Genomic DNA, 21,809 nt, shown 5'->3' with positions numbered 1-21,809 from the left:
GAACGAGTCAATTGCGGGACTCAAAATAGCACTGTTTATCTAAGCGGCCATCTTGGCGAGCCAAGCGGCTTCACGCTCCGATACGATCGCTAAAAACTTCGGTACCTTACCGGCTTTACCCAATTGCCCAAAGGTATCGAAGCCACGCTCTAGGAAACGCTGCAAATCTTGCAAACCTGCTGCAGTGGCCGGCGCGCGCATCATGGTGAGCATGAAGCGCAGGCCTGGCACTTTGGTGTGGCGCTGGAGTTGAAGGCCGAGGTCTTGCGTGGCATGAAGCTGTTGTTGACGAGCCTGAGCATAGCCGGGCACATTCATCAGGCTTTGCCACAAGCTTTGATAGATATTCAGATTGAGATCATCGTTTTCTTTGGCCTGATCAAGCCATTGGATGGCCATGCAGGCATCCAAAGTTTCAGACAGGGCATGGAGCTTGGCAAGCAAAGTGGCTGTTTGCACCACAGCTTGAGGAAACAAGCGCTCAATCGCGCCTGCGATGCGGGCAAACTGTGCATCACGTTTGGAAAAATCCTGTTCGCTGTAGAGCTCAGTCAAGAAGAAAAGGGCTGCAGGCCCCATGTGGGGGTCTTTCAACACATCCGTATAGGTATTGCGAAAGCGCTGGGCTTGCCATTGCCGCAAAGATTCGGTGCGCTTGGCTAGTTCAGGATGAGTATGTCGTTGCTTGCGCAAATGCTCCACGACGCTTAAGGCTTGAGCGATAGTGCCATAGGCTTCGAGGTTGCGAATGGTGGGCAGGGTGAGCATACGTGGCAAGCGCAGCTTACTTCATCTCAAACACGAGGCAGGTCGTGGTGGCATGCGCATAGAGCTTGCCTGTGGCATCCACGATGCGACCTTCAGCGGTGGCGAGTTGTTTGCCGCAATGCAGGACTTTGCCGATCACACGCAGCGGCTCTTTGCCTGCAACAGCACCGCGCACGAGATTCACTGAGAGTTCAGCCGTGGTGTAGCCGCGCCCGGGGGGCATCATGGTGTGAACGGCGCAGCCTACGGCTGAATCGAGCAGAGTGGCATACCAGCCGCCGTGTACAGTGCCCATCGGGTTCAGGTGTCTGCTATCTGGTGTGCCTTGAAAAATCGCCTCGCCTGCGCTCACGGAGATGAGGGCGAAATCCATGGTGACGGAAATACTGGGATACGGAAATTCGCCGCGTAAAGAGGCTTGCAGGACTTCAAGGCCACTCAAGCCAATGACTTGCTCTGGCTTGGCCACGCCAGCACCCACGCCTTTACTCATTTGCAGGCGCATCGCAGCTTCTTCTTCACGCCACTGGCGTAATGTGTCTTCAGGTGTTGTCATGTTCTTAAATCGCAGGGCGCTCGATCAATTCTATTTTGTAGCCATCGGGATCGGTGATGAAAGCGATCACGGTGTTGCCGCCTTTCACGGGGCCGGGCTCGCGCGTGATCGCGCCACCGAGGCTGGCTGCTTTGTCACGAACTGCGGCGCAGGTGGCGGCTACATCTTTCACACCAATGGCGATGTGGCCATAGGCTGAGCCGAGCTCGTAGCTCTCAACACCATAGTTGTAGGTGAGCTCAATCTCAGCGTGATCAGGATTGGTGCCGTAGCCGACGAAAGCGAGTGAGTATTTCTGCTCAGGTCGCTCGGTGGTGCGCAACAGTTGCATGCCCATGACTTGGGTATAAAAATCAATGGAGCGCTGCAGGTTTCCCACGCGCAGCATAGTGTGGAGGAGTCTCATGGTTTGTGGTTGGCGATGAGTTGATCGGCTTGTTCTTGCCAGTAGTTCACAGCAGCATACCAGCCCTCCCACACGCAGCCATTACAGCCTCGGCCGCAGCAGGTGGTGGGTTGGGGTGGGGCGGGTCTGTGGTCTATTTGGGCTTCTTTGAGGGCTTTACGGGTTTGAGCGATTTGAATTCTGACTTGGCTTAATGATGCTTCTAGTTGTTGGGTGAATGCGCTTTCTTGCATGTTGATATTTTGCCAGCGCACGGGAGATTTCGCTTTGGATCGAGCGGCTGCGCCTTGGGCGCTGCGCTTAGGGCATCCCACTCCGCAAATGTCCCCCGGCTGGCGCTGCGCGCGTGCCTCCTCCTTTATTTTGCTGCGTGAGGTACCCTAATCACAGCGCCCAAGCGTGGCCTTTTGGCACTCGGAAAAATCTTCGCGCATTGGCCCGTTTGAGCTGATTGTGATTGGGTTATCTCCCGCAACGAAATAAAGGGGGAGGCGGCGCAGCCGGCGGAGGACATTCGTGGAGGGGGATAGCCCAAGCGCAGTCGGCAGGCTAATGCCCAAGAGCGCTATTCAAAAGAGCTCAAACACCGCAAAACATTCTCAGCAGTACAAGGTGCATTCAAGCGAGAAGTATCCCCACCCGCTGAGGAAATAGCATCCCGATAAGCCTCCCACACACTGATCGCCAACATGAAAGGCGGCTCGCCTACGGCTTTGCTGCCGAAGATGTTGTCTTCGCGGTTTGCTTCTGGCCAGAGATCGACTTTGAAATGCTCGGGAATGCAGCCTGTGGCGGGGATTTTGTAGGTGCTGGGTGCGTGGGTGGAGAGGTGGCCTTTGTCGTTCCACACGAGCTGCTCGGTGGTGAGCCAGCCCATGCCTTGGACGAATGCGCCTTCGATTTGGCCGATATCAATCGTGGGGTTGATGCTGCGGCCTACGTCGTGCAGGATGTCTACTTTGAGGATGCGGCTCTCGCCGGCGCGCGTGTCGATGATGACTTCGGTGCAGGCGGCGCCATAGGCGAAATAGTAGAAGGGGCGGCCTGAGAGGGTCTTTTTGTCGTAATGGATTTTGGGCGTGGCGTAGAAGCCGTCGCTCCAGAGTTGGATGCGGTTGGCGTATGCCAAGCCTACGACTTCTTGCCATGGGCGCGATTGGCTAGGCGAGATGACTTGGCCATCTTTGAAGCTGACTGCGCCAGCGCCGCAACCATCTAAGCCACTCACAAAGGCTGCGAGTTTGTCGCGCACGCTTCTCGCTGCGAATTGCGCGGCGCGGCCATTGAGATCTGTACCAGCGCTCGCGGCTGTAGCGCTAGCGTTGGGAATTTTGCTGGTGTCGCTGGCTGTAGCGCGAATGAGCTCGTAGGGAATGCCGAGCTCATGCGCCACGATTTGCGCGATCTTGGTGTGCAAGCCTTGGCCCATTTCTGTGCCGCCGTGGTTGATCTGCACGCTTCCATCGGTATACACATGCACGAGTGCGCCGGCTTGGTTGAAGAGGGTGGCGGTGAAGCTGATGCCGAATTTGACGGGGGTGATACTGATGCCGCGTTTGAAGTGGGTTTGCGCTGAATTCCAAGTGTTTATGGCATCTCGCCGGCGTATGTATTGCGCGGAATGCTCTAGTTTTGATAGTAAGGCGTGGAGGATGTTGTCTTCTACGGGCATGCCGTAGTGGGTGGTGTTTCTCTTTGCTTTGTTGGCGCGGTTCGGAGAATTAATTGGGGTCAGAGCCGAATTAATTTCGTTGAGTTTTGTGGTGTTCGAAGATGTGGGAGAAATTAATTCAGATCTGACCCCAATTAATTCTGAAGCTCCATCGTAGAGATTGCGCATTCGTACTGCCAGTGGATCGCGCTTCAAATGCCTTGCTATGTCGCCCATGATGGTTTCTATGACCATCATGCCTTGGGGGCCACCGAAGCCTCGGAAGGCTGTGTGAGACTGCGTGTGGGTTTTGCAGCGGTAGGAGCTAATTGATACGTCTTGTAGGAAGTAGGCGTTGTCTAGGTGGAAGATGGCGCGGTCTGCGACGGGGCCGGAGAGATCGGCGCTGAAGCCGCAGTTGACGCGCATGCTGACTTTGAGGCCGCTGAGTAAACCTGTCTCGTCAAAGCCGACTTCGTAGTCGTAATCAAAGGGGTGGCGTTTGCCGGTGATCATGAAATCATCATCACGGTCTAAACGCAGTTTGACAGGTGCTCCGAATTTAAGAGCGGCCAGTGCAGACCAAACAGCGAGATGGCCGGCTTGGGTTTCTTTGCCGCCGAAGCCGCCGCCCATGCGGCGTGTTTCTACGCGCACATCATTCAGGTTGAGCTTCAAAGCATGTGCCACCCAATGCTGCACTTCGCCGGGGTGCTGAGTGCTGCTGTGGATGAGCCATTGCCCCATCTCTTGTGGCTGCGCGTAGGCCACTTGGCCTTCGAGGTAGAAATGCTCTTGGCCGCCGACTGAGAAACTTCCGTTTAGGCGATGCGGCGCGGCTTGTAACGCTGTATCTGCATCTCCTCGACGCACATGTACGGGCGGGAGGACGAAATGGTTTTTCTCTAGGGCTTCTTGCGTGCTGAGGATGGCGGGCAACTCTTCAATATCCGCTTTGACTAAGCGGGCGGCTCGACGAGCCGTCATCACGTCAGCGGCTACGATGAGCGCCATCACGTTGCCCACGTGCTGCACCAGTTCGCTGGCGAAAATGGGTTCGTCATGTGCGAACGCGCCGAGGATCGGATCGCCTGGAATATCTTGCGCGGTGACGATGCCGCGCACGCCAGGCAATGCCAAAGCCGCGCTGAAATCCAGCCCTCGCACGCGGCCATGCGCAACGCGAGACATCACGGGCGCGGCATGCAGTGTGCCTTGCAGTTCGGGGATATCGTCTACATAACGGACGGCGCCTTGCACTTGAGCTTTGGCTGACTCGTGGGCAACATGGAGTCCCGCGCTCATACCAGAACCTCTTGAAGAGCATCCCAAGATTCAAGACTCACGAGTTTCTCGCCGCGCCAATCACTGGCGAAACGATCCACCAAAGCGCCGAGCAGTTCGCGTCGGTAGGCGCCGGAAGCTCGCATGTCGGAGATGGGTTGAAACTCAGCTTGCAGGCTGGTTTTTATAGCATCAAATAAGCCGTTCGCCGGCATAGAATCTGCGCAGAGTGCTTCTGTTTTGATAGCGCGCACAGGTGTGGCGGCCACACCGCCTACACCGATGCTCATGGCGCGAAGTCCATCGCCATTGCGTTGTACCGATATGGCTAAACACACCGCAGAGATGTCATCGTCATAACGCTTAGAGATTTTGTAAACACGGCTGAATTCGGATGCCGTGGGGAGCGGCACTTTGATCCAAGCGAGCACTTCGTCTGGTCTCATCACGTTTTTGCGATAGCCGGTGTAGAGCGTTTCAAGCGGCATTTCACGATGGCCACGCACGCTCATGAGAACCACATTCGCCTTCAAAGCAATCAGCAAAGGCATGGAATCGCCAATCGGCGAGCCGTTGGCCACATTGCCGCCGAGTGTGCCGCTGTTGCGCACAGGCAATCCTGCGAAGCGTTCGGCAAAGGTTTTGAGCTGCGGGCGGTCTTGCACGAGTGCGGCATAGGCAACATGCAGCGAGACGGCAGCACCTATCGCGATGTGATGCGGATAGCGCTCCACGCGGCGCAGCTCGGCCACGCGGGTCACGTCGAGTATTTGTGCAAATTGTTGATGGCCTTTATTGACCCACAAGCCCACATCGGTGCAGCCCGCCACGATCTGCGCCTCTGGGTGGGCGCTGCGCAACGCCAGCAGCTGTGCAAGCGTTGTGGGCAGCAAATAGCTGCCAGAGGCTGTTTGCGATGCGTTTTTATAAGCGTTTTTGGCATCTAGCCGGTATGTATCCTGCGCAGAGTGCTCACCTTTTGATAGTGTTTGCATCTTCACGGCTGCATCAAGAATGGGCCGATAGCCTGTGCAGCGGCAGAGGTTTCCAGACAAAGCCACCTGCGCCGCGCTGCGATCTACGGGCTGCTGACTCACAAGAGAGTTCTCATGCAGTGCAAACATGCTCATCACAAAGCCCGGTGTGCAAAAACCGCATTGCGAGCCGTGGCATTGCATAAGAGCTTCTTGAGCGGGATGCAATTGACGCGCGCAAGACAAGTCTTCCACCGTTGTCAGCTCCAGCCCTTCGATGGAATGCGCAAAGCGAATGCAACTGTTTACCGCTTTGAATTCAGAAGCGCCCGGCTCACGCAACGCGACAACGCAGGCGCCGCAATCGCCCTCGTTGCAGCCCTCTTTCGTGCCGCACAGATGCAGGTCTTCCCGAATCAGCTGTAAGAGCGTGCGCGTGGGTGGTACATTCTGTATCTCACGGAGTTGCCCCCGGTGCAGGAATCTAAGAGGTTTAACTTGCATTTCTAGAGGGTAGCTTGAAACTGTTTCCATCACATACCTTTCTGCGTATAGCCACAAGCACTCTGACAGTATGCAAAACAGCGCCTTGTTAGACAAGATCGACCTTCATCTCATCAAGGTCTTGCATACCGTGCTCACTGAACGCTCCGTCTCGCGCGCCGCCACCCGCTTGGGCATGTATCAGCCTGCGGTGAGCGCGGCTTTGAAGCGCTTGCGCGAGCTCTCTGGCGACCCTTTGTTGGTGCGCTCGGGCGCAGGCATGGTACCCACCGATGCTGGCCTGCGCATGATTGAGCCCTCAGCGCACATCATCCGTGCTGCGGAGGTGATGTTCAGTGATGCGCGCGGCTTTGACGCGAAGACGGCGGAGGCCAGCTTTCGGATTGCCGCGAGTGACTATCTCGATCCGCTGTTCTTGCCCCAGCTTGTGAGCCGCATCAAAGCCCAAGCACCGCTTTCTAAAATTGATATTCAGCCGCTCACGGGCGCACAAGACTATCGCCAGCGTTTGGCGCAAGGCGAGTGCGATATCGTGATCGGCAATTGGCCGCAGCCGCCGGATGATTTGCACATGGGCAAATTGTTTTCCGATGAAGTGGTTTGTCTTGTGAGCGACATGCATCCCGCGCTGCGCCGCAAATGGACGCAGGAGGCTTGGCTGGCCGCCGAGCACATCGCGCCCACGCCCACGCACCCCGGCGCCAAGGGCGTGATTGACGATCATCTCTCTGGCCTAGGTTTGGCGAGAAACATCACGGCTCGCTGCCCGCATTTCGGATTGATCCCCAGCATGGTGGCATCGAGTTTGCTTGTGCTTACCACCGGCCGCCAATACTGCGAGCGCTACGTGAGTGGCTCTCTGGGCAGCCTTCCGGTAAAAATCCTGCCTTGCCCGATTCAATTTCCTCCACTTATGTATTACCAGCTTTGGCACGAACGCTCGCATGCTTCCGCGCAGGCGCGCTGGCTGCGTGAGCAGGTGAAGGCCGTGGCGGCTAGTTTGAAGGTGAGTGCATGACCCAAGCTCGGCTTCAGCTTGAAGGCATCACCAAAGCTTACCCGGCCGTGGTGGCCAATGATTCGGTGAGCCTGAGCGTTCAGCCCGGTGAGATCCATGCGGTGCTTGGCGAAAACGGCGCGGGCAAATCCACGCTGATGAAGATCATTTATGGCGCGGTGGCGGCTGATCGCGGGCAGATGATGTTTGATGGGCGCGAGGTGACTATTCGCAATCCGCAAGAAGCACGCGCTTTAGGCATCGCGATGGTGTTTCAGCATTTCAGTTTGTTTGAAACGCTCACAGTGGCCGAGAACGTGTTGCTGGGCTTGGATCGCTCGCAGTCGCTCGCGCAAGTGACTCAAGCGATTACTGCGAAGGCCAGTGAATATGGCTTGCCGATTGATCCGCTGCGCCCCGTGCACACTTTGAGCGTGGGCGAGCGCCAGCGCGTAGAAATCATCCGCGCTTTGCTCACAAATCCGAAGCTTTTGATTTTGGATGAGCCTACTTCCGTGCTCACGCCACAAGCTGTAGAAAAACTGTTTGAGACTTTGCGTTTGCTCAAAACCCAAGGCTGCAGCATCCTCTATATCTCCCACAAGCTGCATGAGATTCGCGCGCTGTGTGATACCTGCACCGTGATGCGTGGTGGCAAGGTGGTGGCGACTTGCACGCCCGCGCAAGAGACCAATGCCAGCCTCTCCCGCATGATGATCGGCTCTGAGCCTGCGCAGCTGGCGCACCGTGAATCAACAGCCGGGGCAGCTGTATTGCAAGTGAAGGCTTTGTCGCTTGCTAAATCGGATGCGTTTGCCGTCGATCTGGATGGTATCTCGCTCACCGTGCATGCTGGCGAGGTGTTGGGTATTGCGGGCGTCTCAGGTAATGGGCAAAAAGAATTGATGGCGGCGATCAGCGGTGAAGATGCGCGCGCATCGCATGGCTCAATAACCATTGCTGGTCAAGCTGTAGGCAGTTTGCCGGCCGGTGAGCGCCGTGAGCTTGGCATGCATTTCGTGCCTGAGGAGCGGCTGGGGCGCGGCGCTGTGCCGGTGATGAGCTTGGCGCAGAATTTGTTGCTCACGCGGCAAGAGGCAGTCTCCGCATCTGGCTGGATCACACCTTCCCAATTGAAAGCCCAAGCGCAGGCCATCATCAGCCGTTTCGGCGTGAAAGCGGGCGGTGCGAATGCTGCAGCGCGCAGCCTCTCTGGCGGTAATTTGCAAAAATTCATCATGGGGCGCGAGATTTCAGCGCAGCCCAAGCTGCTCATCGTTTCGCAGCCCACTTGGGGCGTGGATGTGGGCGCAGCGGCGCAAATTCATGCCGAAATATTGGCGCTGCGCGATGCGGGATGCGCTGTGCTCGTGGTCAGCGAAGAATTGGATGAGTTGATGGAATTGTCGGATCGTTTGCAAGTGATTGCTAAAGGAAAACTCTCGCCGAGCATCGCGCGCTCAGTTGCGAGTGTGGAGCTGATCGGGCAATGGATGAGCGGGCTGTGGGAAACCTCGGCGGAGGGTCAACATGCTGCGGCTTGAGCCACGCCCTGAGCCCTCCAAAGCATGGGTCTATGCTTCACCTGCTTTGGCATTGCTCATCACGATCTTGGTGGCTGGCGTGCTGTTTGTGGCGCTCGGAAAAGATCCCGTGCGCGGCCTCTCCGTCTTCTTGATCGAGCCTTGGGCGAATTGGCGCGGCGCGAGCGAGATTGCGCTCAAATCCATTCCGCTGGTGCTCTGCGCTTTGGGGCTCGCACTTTGCTACAGAAGCAATGTGTGGAATATCGGCGCAGAAGGCCAGCTGCTGATGGGCGCGATCTTCGCAGGCGGTTTGGCGATGTGGGCAACTGAAGCCAAGCAAAGCTTCTCGCCATGGGTCTTCATGTGGCTGGGCATGCTCGCGGGTGCGATCGGTGGCGCGCTCTGGGCAGGTATTGTGGCGCTGCTGCGAGATAAGTTCAACGCGAATGAAATCCTCGTGAGCCTGATGCTGGTGTATGTGGCGAATCTGCTGCTCAGTTATTTGGTGTTCGGCCCGTGGAAAGATCCGCAGGGGTTTAACTTTCCACAAACTGTCACGTTTGACGACGGCACGCTGCTGCCGCGCATCTTCAAAGGTCTGCGGCTGCATTGGGGGTTTGTGATTGCACTGCTGGCTGCTGCGGCGATGACGGTGTTTTTATTCCGCACCTTCAAAGGCTACAAACTGCAGGTAGGTGGCCTAGCGCCTGCCGCAGCAAGATACGCTGGCTTTTCCAGCCGCAGTGCTTTGTGGACAGTGCTTCTCACCTCCGGCGCACTCGCTGGCATTGCCGGCAGCATGGAGGCGCTTGGGCCCCTGGCGCAGCTCACGCCGCATGTGTCGGTGGGCTACGGGTTCACGGCGATCATCGTGGCCTTCATCGGGCGCTTGCATCCAGTAGGCTGTATTTTCGGCGCGGCGCTGCTTTCCATGTTTTTGATCGGCGGGGAGCTGGCGCAATCGCGTATTGGCCTGCCTTCGGCTTTGTCGAATGTTTTTCAAGGCGTGCTGCTGGTCGCATTGCTTGCTTGCGATACGCTGATTCACTATCGAATTCGTAGCACTTCGCGCAGTCATTACGCCTGCTAGAGCCTTTAAACACTTAAAAAATGAATGAAATCGCTCTCCTCTTAGCCGCCACGCTCAATGCAGGCACGCCGCTGGCCTTGGCTGCGCTGGGGCTGCTGATCAATGAGCGCGTAGGGGTGCTCAATCTTGGCGCAGAGGGCTTGATGCTGATGGCAGCTGTGGCTGGCTTTGCCGTGGGCTTTCATACCGGCAGCGACACGCTGGCTTTCGTGGCAGGGGCGCTTGCGGGCGCTGCTGCGGCTGCAGTCTTTGGCTGGCTGGTGATCTGGCTGGGCACGAATCAATATGCAACCGGTTTGGCTTTGAGTCTTTTCGGCGCGGGGCTCTCGGCTTTCGTGGGCGTGGCCTATGTGGGCAAAAAGCTGGAAAACCGTATCACGCATGAAGTGCCGTTCCTCTCTGATATTCCCTTCATCGGCACGGCGCTGTTTCGCCAGCATGCCATGGTGTATTTAACGATGGCCCTCACAGCGCTGCTGGCTTGGTGGCTGTTTCGCACTCGCGCTGGCCTGGTGCTGCGCAGCATCGGCGAATCGCCTGAATCGGCACATGCCTTAGGCTATCGCGTGCGCTGGGTGCGCTTAGGCGGCGTGATGGCGGGCGGAGCGCTATGTGGTGTGGCCGGGGCGTATTTGTCGGTCGTTTATGCACCGTTATGGGTCGAGGGCATGGTGGCCGGGCGCGGCTGGATTGCTTTGGCGCTCACCGTGTTTGCCACTTGGCGGCCAGCGCGCGCTTTGCTGGGTGCGTATCTCTTTGGCGGCGTGACGATGCTGCAGCTGCATTTGCAGGGCCAGGGGGTGCAAATCCCCTCGCAATTCATGAGCATGCTGCCTTATTTGGCCACGATTGTGGTGCTCGTGATCATGTCGCGCAACCCGGTATGGATTCGTATGAATATGCCTGCTTCATTAGGAAAACCCTTTAATCCCAATGGTTGACTGGCTGCATGGCCCGATTTCTCCCATAATGTTGGTTTGATTTTTGCTTGCCCTGTTTTGTCATATTTACCCAAGAAGGAACTGAGATGACTGACTTTACGAAGCGCTCCGCGCTCAAACTCGCTGCTATCAGCGCCGCCATGGCCACCGCGGCTTTGGTTGGCTGCGGCAAAAAAGAAACCCCGCCTCCTCCAGCGCCTGCGGCTGCCGCCCCTGCTGCAGCGCCCGCACCCGCAGCTGAGCCGCTCAAAGCCGCTTGGGTGTATGTGGGCCCCGTGGGTGATGCCGGTTGGACGTTTGCTCACGACCTCGGCCGCAAAGCTGTGGAAGCCAAATTTGGCGACAAAGTAAAAACCACTTTTGTGGAAAAAGTGCCTGAAGGCGCTGATGCAGAGCGCGTGATTCGCGATCTGGCTCAGCAAGGCAACAAAATCATTTTCGCGACCTCTTTCGGTTACATGGAGCCCATGCTCAAAGTGGCCAAGGATTTCCCTGATGTGAAATTCGAGCACGCCACCGGCTACAAAACCGCCGACAACATGCGCGTGTACGATGCTCGCTTCTACCAAGACGCCTACCTCGCAGGCATGATCGCCGGCAAGATGACCAAGAGCAACACGCTCGGCTTCGTGGGCTCCTTCCCCATTCCTGAAGTGCTGCGCAATATCAATGCCTACACTTTGGGCGCACAAAGCGTGAACCCGAAAGTCAAGACCAAAGTCGTTTGGGTGAACACTTGGTTTGATCCTCCAAAAGAGAGCGAAGCCGCTCAGTCGCTCATCAACGGCGGCGCAGACGTGCTCTTGCAAAACACCGATTCCACCGCTGTGCTGCAAACCGCAGAGAAGGCTGGCAAATACGCCTTCGGCTGGGATTCCGATATGAGCAGCTTCGCCCCCAAAGCACATTTGGCCTCGGCTATTGTGGATTGGAGCAACTACTACACCAAGTCCATTCAAGAAGTGATGGACAAGACCTGGAAGGGCGGCATCGTCACGCGCTGGGGTGTGCCTGAAGGCCAGAATGATTTGGTCAAAGTCTCTGAGCAAGTGCCTGCTGAGACGCGCGCCAAAGTCGATGAGATCAAGGCCGCCATGAAAGCCGGCACGTTTGATCCGTTCACTGGCCCGATCGTGGACAACGCTGGCAAAGAGCGCTTGGCCAAAGATGCCAAGAGCGATGATGACTGGAAAGGCAAGATTGATTTCTACGTCAAGGGCGTAGAAGGCAAGATCCCTGCTGGCAAGTAAAGCGGTCTCGCATGCATGAAGAGAGCCGCCTCGCGCGGCTCTTTTTTATGCCAAATTTCGAGTAAAAATAGCCCTTCGCCGGCATAGGTACTGCGCAAAGTGCTATTCAATTTGTAGTAATGAGGGCATCGTAATGATAGAGAGAACGCTCTGGCATCCCGTATTGGCAAGCGCTGATTTGGCAAACACGCCTGTGGCGATCATATTGCTTGGGCATGAATTGGTGCTCTGGAAAGATGCGCAAGGCGCAGCGCATGCTTGGGCTGATCGCTGCCCGCATCGCGGTGCGAAATTTTCTCTAGGCCGTGTGGTGAATGATCGCTTGGAATGCGGCTATCACGGCTGGCAGTTTGCAGCTTCAGGCCAATGCACACTCGTACCCGCGTTGCCTACATTCACGCCGCCTGCCAGCCATTGCGCTACCGTTTATGAATTGCATGGGGCGTATGGCTTGCTCTGGGTGCGGTTGGAAAAAAGTGAAAGCGCGATTCCCGCATTTGCAGCAGAGAGCGATACGCGTTTGCGCAAAGTCAATTGCGGCCCCTATCTCGTGCAAACCTCCGCGCCGCGCCTCGTCGAAAATTTTCTCGACATGAGCCATTTTGGCTTTGTACATGAAGGCTGGCTAGGAGACCGCGAGCACGTTGCGATGGAAAATTACGAGGTGCAAAAAACTGCCACGGGATTGCTAGCTACCAACTGCCAAGCTTGGCAGCCCAAGAGCAATCTGCATTCCACCACAGGCTCGATGGTCGATTACACCTACGAAGTCAACGCGCCCTACACCTGCATCCTGACTAAAGCGCCCGATCCCTCCACGCTGGGTGCACATATCACTGATAAAGACAACTTCCGCGAATCCATTGCGCTCTTTGTTTGCCCCATCACGCCCGAGCTCTCGCGTGTGTGGATTCGCATGGCCATGACAGATTTTGATTCGCCTGATTCGGCTTTGCAAAGTTTCCAAAACACCATCTTCGGTCAGGATCAACCTGTGCTCGAATCACAATCACCCAAGCGCTTGCCGCTGGATTTGCGTGCGGAGTTGCACACGGTGGCAGATAAAGCATCTTCGGCTTATCGCCGCTATCTGCAAGAGTCTGGCATCACCTTTGGAGTTTGCTAACCATGAGCCTCATCAAACCCGTCCCCCCCGAGCGCTTACCCGAACTACTGCGCCGCATTCCCAAAGCCGAGCTGCATATTCACATCGAAGGCTCGCTCGAGCCCGAGATGATTTTCAAACTCGCTCAGCGCAATGGCGTGACCATCCCGTATGCGAGCGTGGAGGATTTGCGTAAAGCCTATGCATTTACCAATCTGCAAAGCTTCTTGGATATTTACTACGCAGGCGCTTCGGTGCTGTTGAAGGAACAAGACTTCTACGACATGGCTTGGGCTTATCTGGAAAAAGCCGCGCTAGACAACGTAATCCGCGCAGAAATCTTCTTCGATCCGCAAACGCATACCGCGCGCGGTGTGAGCATGGAAACTGTTGTTAAAGGCTTATCTCGCGCTTGCAAAGAAGCTAAGGCGGGCCTCGGCGTAGATGCCGAACTCATCCTCTGCTTCCTGCGCCACTTGAGCGAACAAGAAGCCTTTGAAACTTTAGAAGCTGCATTGCCATTTCGAGATCACTTCATCGGAGTCGGCCTAGACAGCAGCGAAGTTGGTCACCCGCCCGAAAAATTCGCCAAAGTATTTGCCAAGTGCAAAGAACTAGGCTTCCGCCTCGTCGCCCACGCAGGTGAAGAAGGCCCGCCCGAATACATCTGGAGCGCGCTCGATGTGCTCAAAGTCGAGCGCATCGACCATGGCGTGCAATCCACCCGCGATGCCGCCCTGATGCAACGTTTGGCCAAAGATCGCATTCCCTTAACTGTCTGCCCTCTCTCTAACCAAAAGCTCAAAGTCTTCCCCGATCTCAAAGACCACAGCCTACGCAAACCCCTAGACGCAGGCCTGTGCGCCATGATCAACAGCGACGATCCAGCTTACTTCGGTGGCTACATGAACGACAACTGGCAGGCCACTTTCACCGCTCTTGGCTTAGATGCTTCGCATGCCGTGCAACTGGCTAAGAACAGTTTTGAAGCGAGTTTTTGTGATGCGGCAATGAAGCGGAAATATGCGGATCGAGTGAGCTCAGTCGTTGAGAGTTTTCATTGAACTTCCGCACTGAGTTGAAACTAAAACGCCCCGCATCTGCGGGGCGTTTGTTATTCAAAGCCTAAGAGTTTTACGCACCCACTGGCTTACCATCTGTGCGGCGCACGACGATGGTGGATGAGCGCGGTGGCAGTGTGTTGCCTTGCACATTAGATGGCCAAGCACCAGTGGGGTGCTGAATGTTGATGAAGAAGGTTTTGAGATCGGGCGTGTAGGCCAAGCCGGTGATCTCGCAGCCATTGGGGCCCACCAAGAAGCGCTTGGATTCTTTGGTGGTTTGATCCAAGTAATACATCGCATTGTTGCCGTAGGTGGCCGTGGTGGCTGAGGATGTGCTGGCATCGGTCTGCACCCACAGACGACCTTTGGGATCAACGCCAATGCCATCGGGGCTGGAGAAGGTGTCGCCGTTGATGTTGCCTTTTTCGCTGCTGGGGCCGCGGCGTGGGTCGCCAGCGAGCAGGAAGATTTCCCAGTTGAACGTGGTGGCCGTGGGCGAGTTGCCAGTCTCCGTCCAGCGGATGATGTGGCCTTGGCTATTGGCCGTGCGTGGGTTGGCAGCATCCGTCACAGCGCGGCCGCCGTTGTTGGTGAGGGTGATGTAGATTTTCTTATCTGGGCCAACAGTGATCCACTCAGGGCGATCCATCAGCGTGCCGCCAGCGACGCGAGCGGCGGCTTTGGTTTCAATCAACACATCAGCTTGCGTATTGAAGTTCACGGTCACTGGGGCAGGAGGCGTTGTGCTTTGCGTGGTCACGCCAGGATCTTGCGCGCCAGCAACCAAGCCGTTTTGGCCTTGCACCAAGGCGCGCCATTCGCCCGTGCCATTGGCATTGAATTTCGCCACATAGAGCGTACCAGCATCGAGCAGATTGGTATTGGCTGCACGGTTGTTGGGGGTGAACTTGGCACTCGGTACGAATTTGTAGATACAGCCAGGCGTGCTGTCGTCGCCCATGTAGATCGCCAAGTTGTTAGCGCTGTCCAGCATGTAGGCGGTGTTTTCGTGATCGAAGCGGCCAAGCGCTGTGCGCTTCACGGGCATGCCGGCGAGTTGGTTTTGTGGGTCGATTTCGACCACCCAGCCGTAGCCATTGGTGGGCTGTGTCGGATCAAGGTAGTTGTCGGTGGTTTCTTCGCAGGTGAGATAAGTGCCCCATGGGGTTTCGCCGCTGGCGCAGTTATTCAGTGTGCCAATCACCGTGCTGCCGACGACGCTGGCTGCGGGGCCACTCACGCGGTAGCTGCTGTTGCCGGTGTAGCGCTTGTTGTAGGGGGAGTTTTTGACCACCGTCCATTTGCCAGCGACTTCTTGCACTTCAATCACAGCCACGCCCACTGCCGACAGCGCAATCTTCTTCTGCTCTGCAGTGGCCGTAGCACCGTTGTAGTTGGTGAGACCTAAGATACCGAAATCAGGGAACTCGTGGTTGATGGCGAGCAAGCCGCGCTTGTTACCGTCCACGTTCGGCAAGGTGAAGAAGAACATGCCATCATGGTTGCCGCCAGCGAATTTTTCTGTGTCTGCGGAGGTGAGCGGCGTGCCTGCATACGCAACTGAATTGGGCTCGACGGGATCGCCTGCAGCGAAGAGCACATCCATGGTGTAGCCAGCAGGCACAGTCACGTTGTCATTCGTGGAAGCAAGGACTTTTTGGAAGGAGACGGCAAAGCTCTCTGCGGCTTGTGCGAGTTGCGCGGTTGGAGCAGGATCACTTCCGCCGCCACCGCAAGCGGAAAGACCCGCTGCGCCAAACAAAGCGCCCAAGCCTGCGCCGAATCCGCCGCGCAACATAGTGCGGCGCGCGAGCGGCATTTGACGAATGACATCGTCCAGCGTTTGGCCGGGGACATCGTGAACTTGCGTGGTGGTGTGAATCGCTGCATGCGCTTCGCGCGCGCGATCGGTCAGGTATGACATATTGGCTTCCTAAGAGTTGGGTGGCTGATGGTGTGCATGAGGTGCATGCGCTTAACCAACTCGGAAGATAGTCACAATGTGTGACTTCGGAGTGACGAGAGCGTGACGACTGTGTGTCAGCTTCATCATCAAACTGTCATTTATCGCTCATCAAAGCTCACCACCACGCGTTGTGTCTGGCAGCGCGCTTGGCAGGTGAGCACGAAGCCTTTGTCGATTTCCCATTGCTCGAGCGTGTAGTTCTTATCCATGCTCACTTTGCCTTCGATCACTTTGGCGCGGCAGGTGCAGCAGACACCGCCTTTGCAGGCGTAGGGGAGATCCAGGCCAGCTTCTAGCGCTACGTCGAGCACAGTATTTTCATCGCCCATCTGCATGGCATTGGTTTTACCGTCGAGGATGACTTCTAGGCTGTATTTCAAGGCTTTTTGGCCGTTCGCCGGCGTAGATACTGCGCGAAGTGCTATCGTTTTTGTAGTGTGCGCGGAGATGAAGCGCTCGCTGTGAATGCGGTCTTTGGTGATGCCAGCGGTTTGCAGTGCAGGCTCAAGAGCTTCAATCATTGCTTCAGGGCCGCAGATAAAAGCTTCGTCGATTGCCTTTGGATCAATCAGGTTGCTTGTGAGTTCTTTGATTTTTTCAGCATCAATGCGGCCATGGCTGAGTGGCAATTCAGTGGCTTGGCGCGAGAGGATGTGAATGAGTTGCAAGCGGCCGGGATAGCGGTCTTTCAAATCTTGTAGGGCTTCGCCAAACATGATCGTGTTCGTTCGCTGATTGCCATACACGAGTGTGAAGCGGCTGCTGGACTCGCTGGCAAGTGTGTGCGCTGCGATGGAGAGGATGGGCGTGATGCCGCTGCCAGCTGCGATGCCAAGGCGCATCTTGGCATCTGGCTTTTTAACGATGAAGCGGCCATCGGGGGGCATCACATCGATCTCGTTGCCTGTTTGCAATTGCGTGGTTGCCCAAGTGCTGAACGCACCGCCTTCAACCCGCTTGATACCGACAGAAATTTCTTGCGAGTGCGCAAGCATTGAAGGCGTGGAGCAAATCGAATAACTGCGGCGCACCGATTCACCGTTTACCTGTGCGCGCAGCGTGAGGAACTGGCCACTTTTGAATTCAAACGCATCGCGCAAATTTGGCGGAATGGCGAAGGTGATTTGCGCAGCATCTGCGGTGAGCGCGTCGATACGTTTGACGACGAGAGAATGGAAATGAGGTGTTGACATGAGGCAGTCAATAGGGTTTGAAATAATCAAACGGCTCCAAGCAATCGAGGCATTTGTAGAGCGCTTTGCAGGCAGTGGAGGCGAAGTGGCTGGTCTCTGTGGTGTTATCGCTGCTGCAATGGGGGCAGATGATGGTTTTTGATGAAAAAGCACCGTTTGCCTTTGTACTCATTGCGCGGGCTGCTATTGATTTAGGAGCAAATTGAATCGCATTGGCATTGCCGTACTCATTGCTTAAATGCTGTGGTGGCGCAATGCCGTATTCGCGCAGCTTGAGTTTGGCTGCATCGCTCATCCAATCAGTCGTCCATGCAGGCGCGAGGCTGGTTTTGATGCGAGCAGGAATGTCTTCAGCATCCATCTCATTCAAGATGTCGTCGCGAATCTGATCCATGGCGGGGCAGCCGCTGTAGGTGGGTGTTATGGTGATCTCCACCAAATAGCCTTGCTGGCCATCGGCAGTGGCTTCGCCGAAGGGCACAGCCTGCACATCGCGCAAGATGCCTAGCTCTTCAATCGTGATCACAGGGATTTCAGGATCGGGCACGCTGGCGGCGAGCACGCGGGCGCGATCGACGATACCCTGCAACTTCTCGGGCGATATCACCAAACCGCTCCCGGATGCTCGCGCGCAAGGCTTTGCATTTCTGCGAGCAGATAGCTCAGGTGCTCGGAATGCAGGCCTTCTTTGCCGCGCGTGAGGTGGCCTGTAGCAGGGCTCATTTGTAGCGTCGCTTCAGTAACTACAGTTGCTACGCGGCTTTGCCATTCGTCTTTGAGATTCGCCACACTGATGCCGATACCGCTTCGCAAGGCTTCGTTTTCAAACGCAGCCGTGGTGAAAAACTCTTGCGTGTATGGCATCAAATAATCGAGTGCCGCTTGCATCTTGTTATGCGAGAGTGCCGTGCCATCGCCTAAGCGCAGCATCCAATCTGTAGAGTGGCGTAGGTGGTAGCGCACTTCTTTGCTCGACTTCGCAGCAATTGCTGCTAGCTGATCGTCTTTGGAAGCTTGCAGTGCGGGCCACACTAAATTCATGAGCGTGCTGTAGAGAAAATTGCGCGTGATGGTGATGCTGTAATCGCGAGGCACGTTGGCTGAAGGCGCGAAGGCGGTTTGATGCGGCAGCTCAAGCAGTGTGTAGTTTCTGAATTCAGACGCGCTGCGAAAATAGGCGAGGGTGTCTTCAGTCGTCTCTCCGCCAATCAACCCAGCAGCGTGTTGATACAGCATACGCGCTTGGCCAATGCAATCCAAGCCAATATTCGCCATGGCAATATCTTCTTCCAGCACAGGCCCATGGCCGCACCATTCGGCATTGCGCTGGCCGAGGATGAGGGCGTTGTCGGCGAGATGGAGTAGGTAAGTGGCTGACATTACATGTGCCCCACTTCATCTGGAATATCGTAAAACGTTGGATGCCGATAAATCTTGTCGCTCGCCGGCTCAAACATTTCGTCTTTATCGTCAGGCTGGCTAGCAGTGATCTGATTCGACGGGATCACCCAAATGCTCACACCTTCCATCCGCCGCGTGTAAACATCCCGCGCCATCTGCAAAGCTTGCTGTGCATCGGATGCATGCAAGCTGCCGCAATGCTTATGTTCGAGTCCTTGTTTGGAACGGATGAAGACTTCAAAGAGGGGGAGTTCTTGTGTTGTCATAAGGATGATTGGTATTCAAAGAGGAGAACGCAAAAGACGCAGAAGTACGCAAAAGTCGCAAAAATTAAATTCAGAAGTTGATGTTGGGTAGACGGTGAAATTGACGTTTTACTTAATCGGATTTTTCTGCGTCTTTTGCGTACTTCTGCGCTTTTTGCGTTCTATTGTTGGCGCGCCTAAAACTCAAGCCGCCACAGCCAATTCGCGAGCGCGTTTCTTCGCTGCATAAGCCAAAGCCGCCTCGCGCACCCAAGCGCCATTCTCATGTGCGTTCACGCGCGTTGCCAAGCGCTCTTTGTTGCATGGCCCGTTGCCATTGACCACGTTCCAGAAGTCATCCCAATCAATCTGGCCATAGTCATAAGATTGCCGCGCTTCGTTCCATTTCAAATCTGGATCAGGCAAAGTCACGCCCAAAATCTCCGCCTGCTTCACCGTCGCATCAATAAACTTTTGCCGCAGCTCGTCATTCGATAAACGCTTGATCCCCCAGCGCATGCTCTGCTCGCTGTTGGGCGAATTCGCATCCGGCGGGCCAAACATCGCAATCGATGGCCACCACCAGCGGTTCACCGCGTCTTGCACCATCTCGCGCTGAGCGGGCGTGCCCTTCATGAGCTGCATCAGCGATTCATAGCCTTGGCGCTGATGGAAACTTTCTTCTTTGCAAATGCGAATCATCGCGCGCGCATACGGGCCATAGGAGCAGCGGCAGATTGGCACCTGATTCATGATCGCTGCGCCATCCACCAGCCAGCCGATCACGCCCGTGTCTGCCCAGGTGAGCGTGGGGTAATTGAAGATCGAGCTGTATTTCGCTTTGCCGGTGTGCAGCGCATCGAGCATTTCGTCGCGCGAAGTGCCCAGCGTCTCGCCCGCTGAATAAAGATAAAGCCCATGCCCGCCTTCATCCTGCACCTTGGCTAGCAAAATCGCTTTGCGCTTGAGCGAAGGCGCGCGTGAGATCCAGTTGCCCTCCGGCTGCATGCCAATGATCTCGCTGTGCGCATGCTGGCTGATCTGGCGCACGAGCGTTTTGCGATAAGCCGAAGGCATCCAATCTTGCGGCTCGATCTTGCCGTCTGCATTAATCTTTTTGTCAAACGCGGTTTGCAACGCCTGCTCGCGCTCGGAAAGCGGTGCGGCCACGGCTTTTAATGTCGGTTTGGTGTCAGTGCTTTGAGGAAGATCGAGCGCTTGGGTGTACATCGGGCAACTCCTTGTGAATTGCCCAAGTATATCAATTAACCAACCGCATGGTTGGTTAATTGATGCGGCTTATTTCTTCAATACCGAATCAAATTGAGAGAAAGTTGAGGTGTTCTCGATCCGAAGCTCGGTAAAGTTGGCAGAAAAAGCCGCGTATTGGGTGCGAGCTGTGCCCACCAATGCGCCGGTCGTTCTGTTGTATTCCTGAATCGTCAACCGATCAGCGTTGCCAGAAAAGATCACAGAACTGCTCCGAGAGTTCGAGGTGGCAACCGGATTGGTACTAGAAACAAAAGTTGTTGTCATTGGGTTGCTACCCGAACTCACTGGCGTACCCGTGCAATTTGTGGAGGAATACAAAGTGACTGTCACCGTACCAGGGATGACCGTGGCACTCACTGGAGTCGCAAATTGGTAACCGCCAAGCCCAGACTTTGCGCTAGAGCCTGCGATAAATGTGAATCCACAGCCCGTAGACCAGCGACCTAAATACTTGTTCAAATCGCCCGCCGATGAGGCGAGTGTGACTTGAGTGGGGTTGTAGGTCGTCGTGCTGCTATCGCTACCCCCGCCGCCGCAGGCACTGAGGATGAGTGCAGCTGCGCAAGCGAGTGCCAGCTTTGTGGACGAAATAGAACGAGATGAAATCATATGCCCTCCGCAATACTATGTAAGTAAATATATTATTCAACACAGAATGCAAGAAAGATGGATTAATTCATCAGCGTAAACCCCTTACCCCGCCCACGCCCCAATTGCGCCACCACCTGTGGCAGCGCTTCCTGCAAAGCTGCTTTCAAAGTATGCGGCGGATTGATGATGAACATGCCGCTCGCCCGCAGGCCGACCAGTTTGCTCGGCTTCTCGCCCGGCGCATGGCGCGGTGGCTCTTGGCCAATATTGAGCGTGGCTTGCAGCCAAGTGCGTTTGGCCTGCACAGCCATCGTCTTGAGCTTTTTGGGCAAACTGTGCGCTTCAGGGCGCGGAATGATCGGATACCAAACCGCATAGCAGCCAGTAGGAAAACGCAGCAAAGCATCTTGTATGCAGGCGCTCACTTGCCCGTAATCGCTCTTCATTTCGTAGCTCGGATCTATCAACACCAAAGCGCGTTTGTTCGGCGGTGGCAGCAAAGTCTTGAGCTTTTCAAAGCCGTTGGCGCAATCCACAGTGACCATCCGCCCCGCATCCAGCTGCTTCACATGGCCACTTAAGCTCCGGTAATCCGTGGGGTGTAGCTCAAACAGCTTGAGTTTGTCAGCCTCAGGGCGCAGCAGACTATGAATGATCAGTGGCGAACCGGGATAGACGCGCTGCCCCGTTGCATTAGAGTTAAAGCTAGCTAGAGCATCCAGATAGTCTTGCAAAGCGGACGCTACGGATTTAATAGCTGCTTGCGCAGTATTTATCTGTGCTAGGGGCTGTTTTTGCTCTAAATCCGAGCCTAAAAACAGCTTCTGCACACCCTGAGTCGCCTCCGCGCTTGTGCGAGCCATATCGCCATCGAGACGATACAGCCCCGCTCCGGCATGCGTATCAATCACCGTCAAAGCAGAATCTTTGTCAGTCAAATACTTCAGCATAGCCACCAAAGTCAAATGTTTAAGCACATCGGCATGGTTGCCGGCATGGAAGGCGTGGCGGTAGGAGAACATGCC

General features: G+C 55.8%; 22 protein-coding genes. 8 read left to right on the top strand and 14 right to left on the bottom strand.

Features of this window, described 5'->3' with window-relative positions; translation table 11 throughout:
* Window positions 1-39 precede the first annotated feature (39 nt).
* The 4 genes from KIH26_RS15295 to KIH26_RS15280 are packed head-to-tail and all read right to left on the bottom strand — an operon-like array spanning window position 40 to window position 1,963.
* Window positions 40-768 carry an FFLEELY motif protein gene (locus KIH26_RS15295; RefSeq protein WP_503005260.1) on the bottom strand — a complete coding sequence of 243 codons (729 nt, stop codon included), beginning with the start codon at window positions 766-768 and terminating at the stop codon, window positions 40-42.
* 16 nt (window positions 769-784) lie between these two features.
* Window positions 785-1,324, bottom strand: a complete 540-nt coding sequence (locus tag KIH26_RS15290; RefSeq protein ID WP_213446562.1) for a PaaI family thioesterase — start codon at window positions 1,322-1,324, stop codon at window positions 785-787.
* Window positions 1,325-1,328: 4 nt separating this feature from the next.
* Window positions 1,329-1,730 carry a lactoylglutathione lyase gene (gloA, locus tag KIH26_RS15285; protein WP_213446561.1) on the bottom strand — a complete coding sequence of 134 codons (402 nt, stop codon included), beginning with the start codon at window positions 1,728-1,730 and terminating at the stop codon, window positions 1,329-1,331.
* Entirely contained in the window at window positions 1,727-1,963 is a 237-nt protein-coding gene (locus tag KIH26_RS15280; RefSeq protein WP_213446560.1) for an oxidoreductase-like domain-containing protein, read from the bottom strand. Before KIH26_RS15280 ends, gloA begins: the two co-directional genes overlap by 4 nt.
* Here KIH26_RS15280 and KIH26_RS15275 point away from each other — a divergent pair.
* Entirely contained in the window at window positions 1,962-2,114 is a 153-nt protein-coding gene (locus tag KIH26_RS15275; RefSeq protein ID WP_213446559.1) for a hypothetical protein, read from the top strand. The two genes, KIH26_RS15280 and KIH26_RS15275, sit on opposite strands and share 2 nt — an antisense overlap.
* A 181-nt stretch (window positions 2,115-2,295) precedes the next feature.
* Here the strand turns inward: KIH26_RS15275 and xdhB are convergent, their stop codons facing one another.
* Together xdhB and xdhA are read right to left on the bottom strand one after the other, a co-directional pair.
* The gene (gene xdhB / locus KIH26_RS15270) at window positions 2,296-4,686 is read right to left on the bottom strand and encodes a xanthine dehydrogenase molybdopterin binding subunit (RefSeq protein WP_213446558.1); all 2,391 of its coding nucleotides are present in this window, start codon (window positions 4,684-4,686) and stop codon (window positions 2,296-2,298) included.
* Window positions 4,683-6,143, bottom strand: a complete 1,461-nt coding sequence (gene xdhA / locus KIH26_RS15265; RefSeq protein WP_213446557.1) for a xanthine dehydrogenase small subunit — start codon at window positions 6,141-6,143, stop codon at window positions 4,683-4,685. The genes xdhB and xdhA overlap by 4 nt, the downstream gene beginning before the upstream one ends.
* A gap of 70 nt (window positions 6,144-6,213) precedes the next feature.
* Between xdhA and KIH26_RS15260 the strand changes: the two genes are divergently transcribed.
* The 7 genes from KIH26_RS15260 to KIH26_RS15230 all read left to right on the top strand — a co-directional run bounded on the left by KIH26_RS15260 (window position 6,214) and on the right by KIH26_RS15230 (window position 14,116).
* Window positions 6,214-7,161, top strand: a complete 948-nt coding sequence (locus KIH26_RS15260) for a LysR family transcriptional regulator (RefSeq protein WP_213446556.1) — start codon at window positions 6,214-6,216, stop codon at window positions 7,159-7,161.
* Window positions 7,158-8,684: an ABC transporter ATP-binding protein gene (locus KIH26_RS15255; protein WP_213446555.1), complete on the top strand. Its 1,527-nt coding sequence runs from the start codon at window positions 7,158-7,160 to the stop codon at window positions 8,682-8,684. The genes KIH26_RS15260 and KIH26_RS15255 overlap by 4 nt, the downstream gene beginning before the upstream one ends.
* Entirely contained in the window at window positions 8,671-9,756 is a 1,086-nt protein-coding gene (locus KIH26_RS15250; protein WP_213446554.1) for an ABC transporter permease, read from the top strand. Before KIH26_RS15255 ends, KIH26_RS15250 begins: the two co-directional genes overlap by 14 nt.
* A gap of 20 nt (window positions 9,757-9,776) precedes the next feature.
* A complete protein-coding gene (locus KIH26_RS15245) occupies window positions 9,777-10,697 on the top strand; it encodes an ABC transporter permease (protein ID WP_213446553.1) in 921 nt (306 codons plus the stop codon).
* Between the two features lie 86 nt (window positions 10,698-10,783).
* On the top strand, window positions 10,784-11,947 hold the full coding sequence (locus tag KIH26_RS15240) for a BMP family ABC transporter substrate-binding protein (protein WP_213446552.1): 1,164 nt from the start codon (window positions 10,784-10,786) through the stop codon (window positions 11,945-11,947).
* A gap of 133 nt (window positions 11,948-12,080) precedes the next feature.
* Window positions 12,081-13,073, top strand: coding sequence for an aromatic ring-hydroxylating dioxygenase subunit alpha (locus KIH26_RS15235; RefSeq protein WP_213446551.1), 993 nt, complete (start codon window positions 12,081-12,083; stop codon window positions 13,071-13,073).
* 2 nt (window positions 13,074-13,075) lie between these two features.
* Entirely contained in the window at window positions 13,076-14,116 is a 1,041-nt protein-coding gene (locus tag KIH26_RS15230) for an adenosine deaminase (protein WP_213446550.1), read from the top strand.
* Between the two features lie 70 nt (window positions 14,117-14,186).
* Here the strand turns inward: KIH26_RS15230 and KIH26_RS15225 are convergent, their stop codons facing one another.
* From KIH26_RS15225 to KIH26_RS15190, 8 genes are all read right to left on the bottom strand, one after another.
* On the bottom strand, window positions 14,187-16,040 hold the full coding sequence (locus KIH26_RS15225) for a PhoX family protein (RefSeq protein ID WP_213446549.1): 1,854 nt from the start codon (window positions 16,038-16,040) through the stop codon (window positions 14,187-14,189).
* Window positions 16,041-16,180: 140 nt separating this feature from the next.
* The gene (gene paaE, locus KIH26_RS15220; RefSeq protein WP_213446548.1) at window positions 16,181-17,275 is read right to left on the bottom strand and encodes a 1,2-phenylacetyl-CoA epoxidase subunit PaaE; all 1,095 of its coding nucleotides are present in this window, start codon (window positions 17,273-17,275) and stop codon (window positions 16,181-16,183) included.
* A gap of 7 nt (window positions 17,276-17,282) precedes the next feature.
* Window positions 17,283-17,879 carry a 1,2-phenylacetyl-CoA epoxidase subunit PaaD gene (gene paaD, locus KIH26_RS15215; protein WP_503005259.1) on the bottom strand — a complete coding sequence of 199 codons (597 nt, stop codon included), beginning with the start codon at window positions 17,877-17,879 and terminating at the stop codon, window positions 17,283-17,285.
* Entirely contained in the window at window positions 17,879-18,655 is a 777-nt protein-coding gene (gene paaC, locus KIH26_RS15210) for a 1,2-phenylacetyl-CoA epoxidase subunit PaaC (protein WP_213446546.1), read from the bottom strand. The genes paaD and paaC overlap by 1 nt, the downstream gene beginning before the upstream one ends.
* On the bottom strand, window positions 18,655-18,942 hold the full coding sequence (gene paaB, locus KIH26_RS15205; protein ID WP_213446545.1) for a 1,2-phenylacetyl-CoA epoxidase subunit PaaB: 288 nt from the start codon (window positions 18,940-18,942) through the stop codon (window positions 18,655-18,657). Before paaB ends, paaC begins: the two co-directional genes overlap by 1 nt.
* 183 nt (window positions 18,943-19,125) lie before the next feature.
* Window positions 19,126-20,151, bottom strand: a complete 1,026-nt coding sequence (gene paaA / locus KIH26_RS15200) for a 1,2-phenylacetyl-CoA epoxidase subunit PaaA (RefSeq protein WP_213446544.1) — start codon at window positions 20,149-20,151, stop codon at window positions 19,126-19,128.
* A gap of 69 nt (window positions 20,152-20,220) precedes the next feature.
* Window positions 20,221-20,802 carry a hypothetical protein gene (locus KIH26_RS15195; protein WP_213446543.1) on the bottom strand — a complete coding sequence of 194 codons (582 nt, stop codon included), beginning with the start codon at window positions 20,800-20,802 and terminating at the stop codon, window positions 20,221-20,223.
* Window positions 20,803-20,864: 62 nt separating this feature from the next.
* Window positions 20,865-21,806 carry a 23S rRNA (adenine(2030)-N(6))-methyltransferase RlmJ gene (locus tag KIH26_RS15190; RefSeq protein WP_213446542.1) on the bottom strand — a complete coding sequence of 314 codons (942 nt, stop codon included), beginning with the start codon at window positions 21,804-21,806 and terminating at the stop codon, window positions 20,865-20,867.
* Window positions 21,807-21,809: the final 3 nt, after the last annotated feature.

The sequence above is a fragment of the Variovorax sp. PCZ-1 genome (assembly GCF_018413605.1).
GTDB lineage: Bacteria > Pseudomonadota > Gammaproteobacteria > Burkholderiales > Burkholderiaceae_C > JANMDU01.
The sequence above is the reverse complement of the archived record's forward strand: the minus strand, read 5'-3'. Positions and strand labels throughout refer to the sequence as shown.

Coding starts and splice junctions, on each gene's coding strand:
- KIH26_RS15280 (WP_213446560.1), bottom strand. CDS start 1,963: ATGCAAGAAAGCGCATTCACCCAACAACTAGAAGCATCATTAAGCCAA.
- paaC (WP_213446546.1), bottom strand. CDS start 18,655: ATGTCAGCCACTTACCTACTCCATCTCGCCGACAACGCCCTCATCCTC.
- xdhA (WP_213446557.1), bottom strand. CDS start 6,143: ATGCAAGTTAAACCTCTTAGATTCCTGCACCGGGGGCAACTCCGTGAG.
- KIH26_RS15295 (WP_503005260.1), bottom strand. CDS start 768: ATGCTCACCCTGCCCACCATTCGCAACCTCGAAGCCTATGGCACTATC.
- KIH26_RS15195 (WP_213446543.1), bottom strand. CDS start 20,802: ATGATTTCATCTCGTTCTATTTCGTCCACAAAGCTGGCACTCGCTTGC.
- KIH26_RS15240 (WP_213446552.1), top strand. CDS start 10,784: ATGACTGACTTTACGAAGCGCTCCGCGCTCAAACTCGCTGCTATCAGC.
- KIH26_RS15290 (WP_213446562.1), bottom strand. CDS start 1,324: ATGACAACACCTGAAGACACATTACGCCAGTGGCGTGAAGAAGAAGCT.
- KIH26_RS15260 (WP_213446556.1), top strand. CDS start 6,214: ATGCAAAACAGCGCCTTGTTAGACAAGATCGACCTTCATCTCATCAAG.
- xdhB (WP_213446558.1), bottom strand. CDS start 4,686: ATGAGCGCGGGACTCCATGTTGCCCACGAGTCAGCCAAAGCTCAAGTG.
- paaB (WP_213446545.1), bottom strand. CDS start 18,942: ATGACAACACAAGAACTCCCCCTCTTTGAAGTCTTCATCCGTTCCAAA.
- KIH26_RS15225 (WP_213446549.1), bottom strand. CDS start 16,040: ATGTCATACCTGACCGATCGCGCGCGCGAAGCGCATGCAGCGATTCAC.
- KIH26_RS15255 (WP_213446555.1), top strand. CDS start 7,158: ATGACCCAAGCTCGGCTTCAGCTTGAAGGCATCACCAAAGCTTACCCG.
- KIH26_RS15230 (WP_213446550.1), top strand. CDS start 13,076: ATGAGCCTCATCAAACCCGTCCCCCCCGAGCGCTTACCCGAACTACTG.
- KIH26_RS15190 (WP_213446542.1), bottom strand. CDS start 21,806: ATGTTCTCCTACCGCCACGCCTTCCATGCCGGCAACCATGCCGATGTG.
- KIH26_RS15250 (WP_213446554.1), top strand. CDS start 8,671: ATGCTGCGGCTTGAGCCACGCCCTGAGCCCTCCAAAGCATGGGTCTAT.
- KIH26_RS15235 (WP_213446551.1), top strand. CDS start 12,081: ATGATAGAGAGAACGCTCTGGCATCCCGTATTGGCAAGCGCTGATTTG.
- paaA (WP_213446544.1), bottom strand. CDS start 20,151: ATGTACACCCAAGCGCTCGATCTTCCTCAAAGCACTGACACCAAACCG.
- KIH26_RS15275 (WP_213446559.1), top strand. CDS start 1,962: ATGTTGATATTTTGCCAGCGCACGGGAGATTTCGCTTTGGATCGAGCG.
- gloA (WP_213446561.1), bottom strand. CDS start 1,730: ATGAGACTCCTCCACACTATGCTGCGCGTGGGAAACCTGCAGCGCTCC.
- KIH26_RS15245 (WP_213446553.1), top strand. CDS start 9,777: ATGAATGAAATCGCTCTCCTCTTAGCCGCCACGCTCAATGCAGGCACG.
- paaE (WP_213446548.1), bottom strand. CDS start 17,275: ATGTCAACACCTCATTTCCATTCTCTCGTCGTCAAACGTATCGACGCG.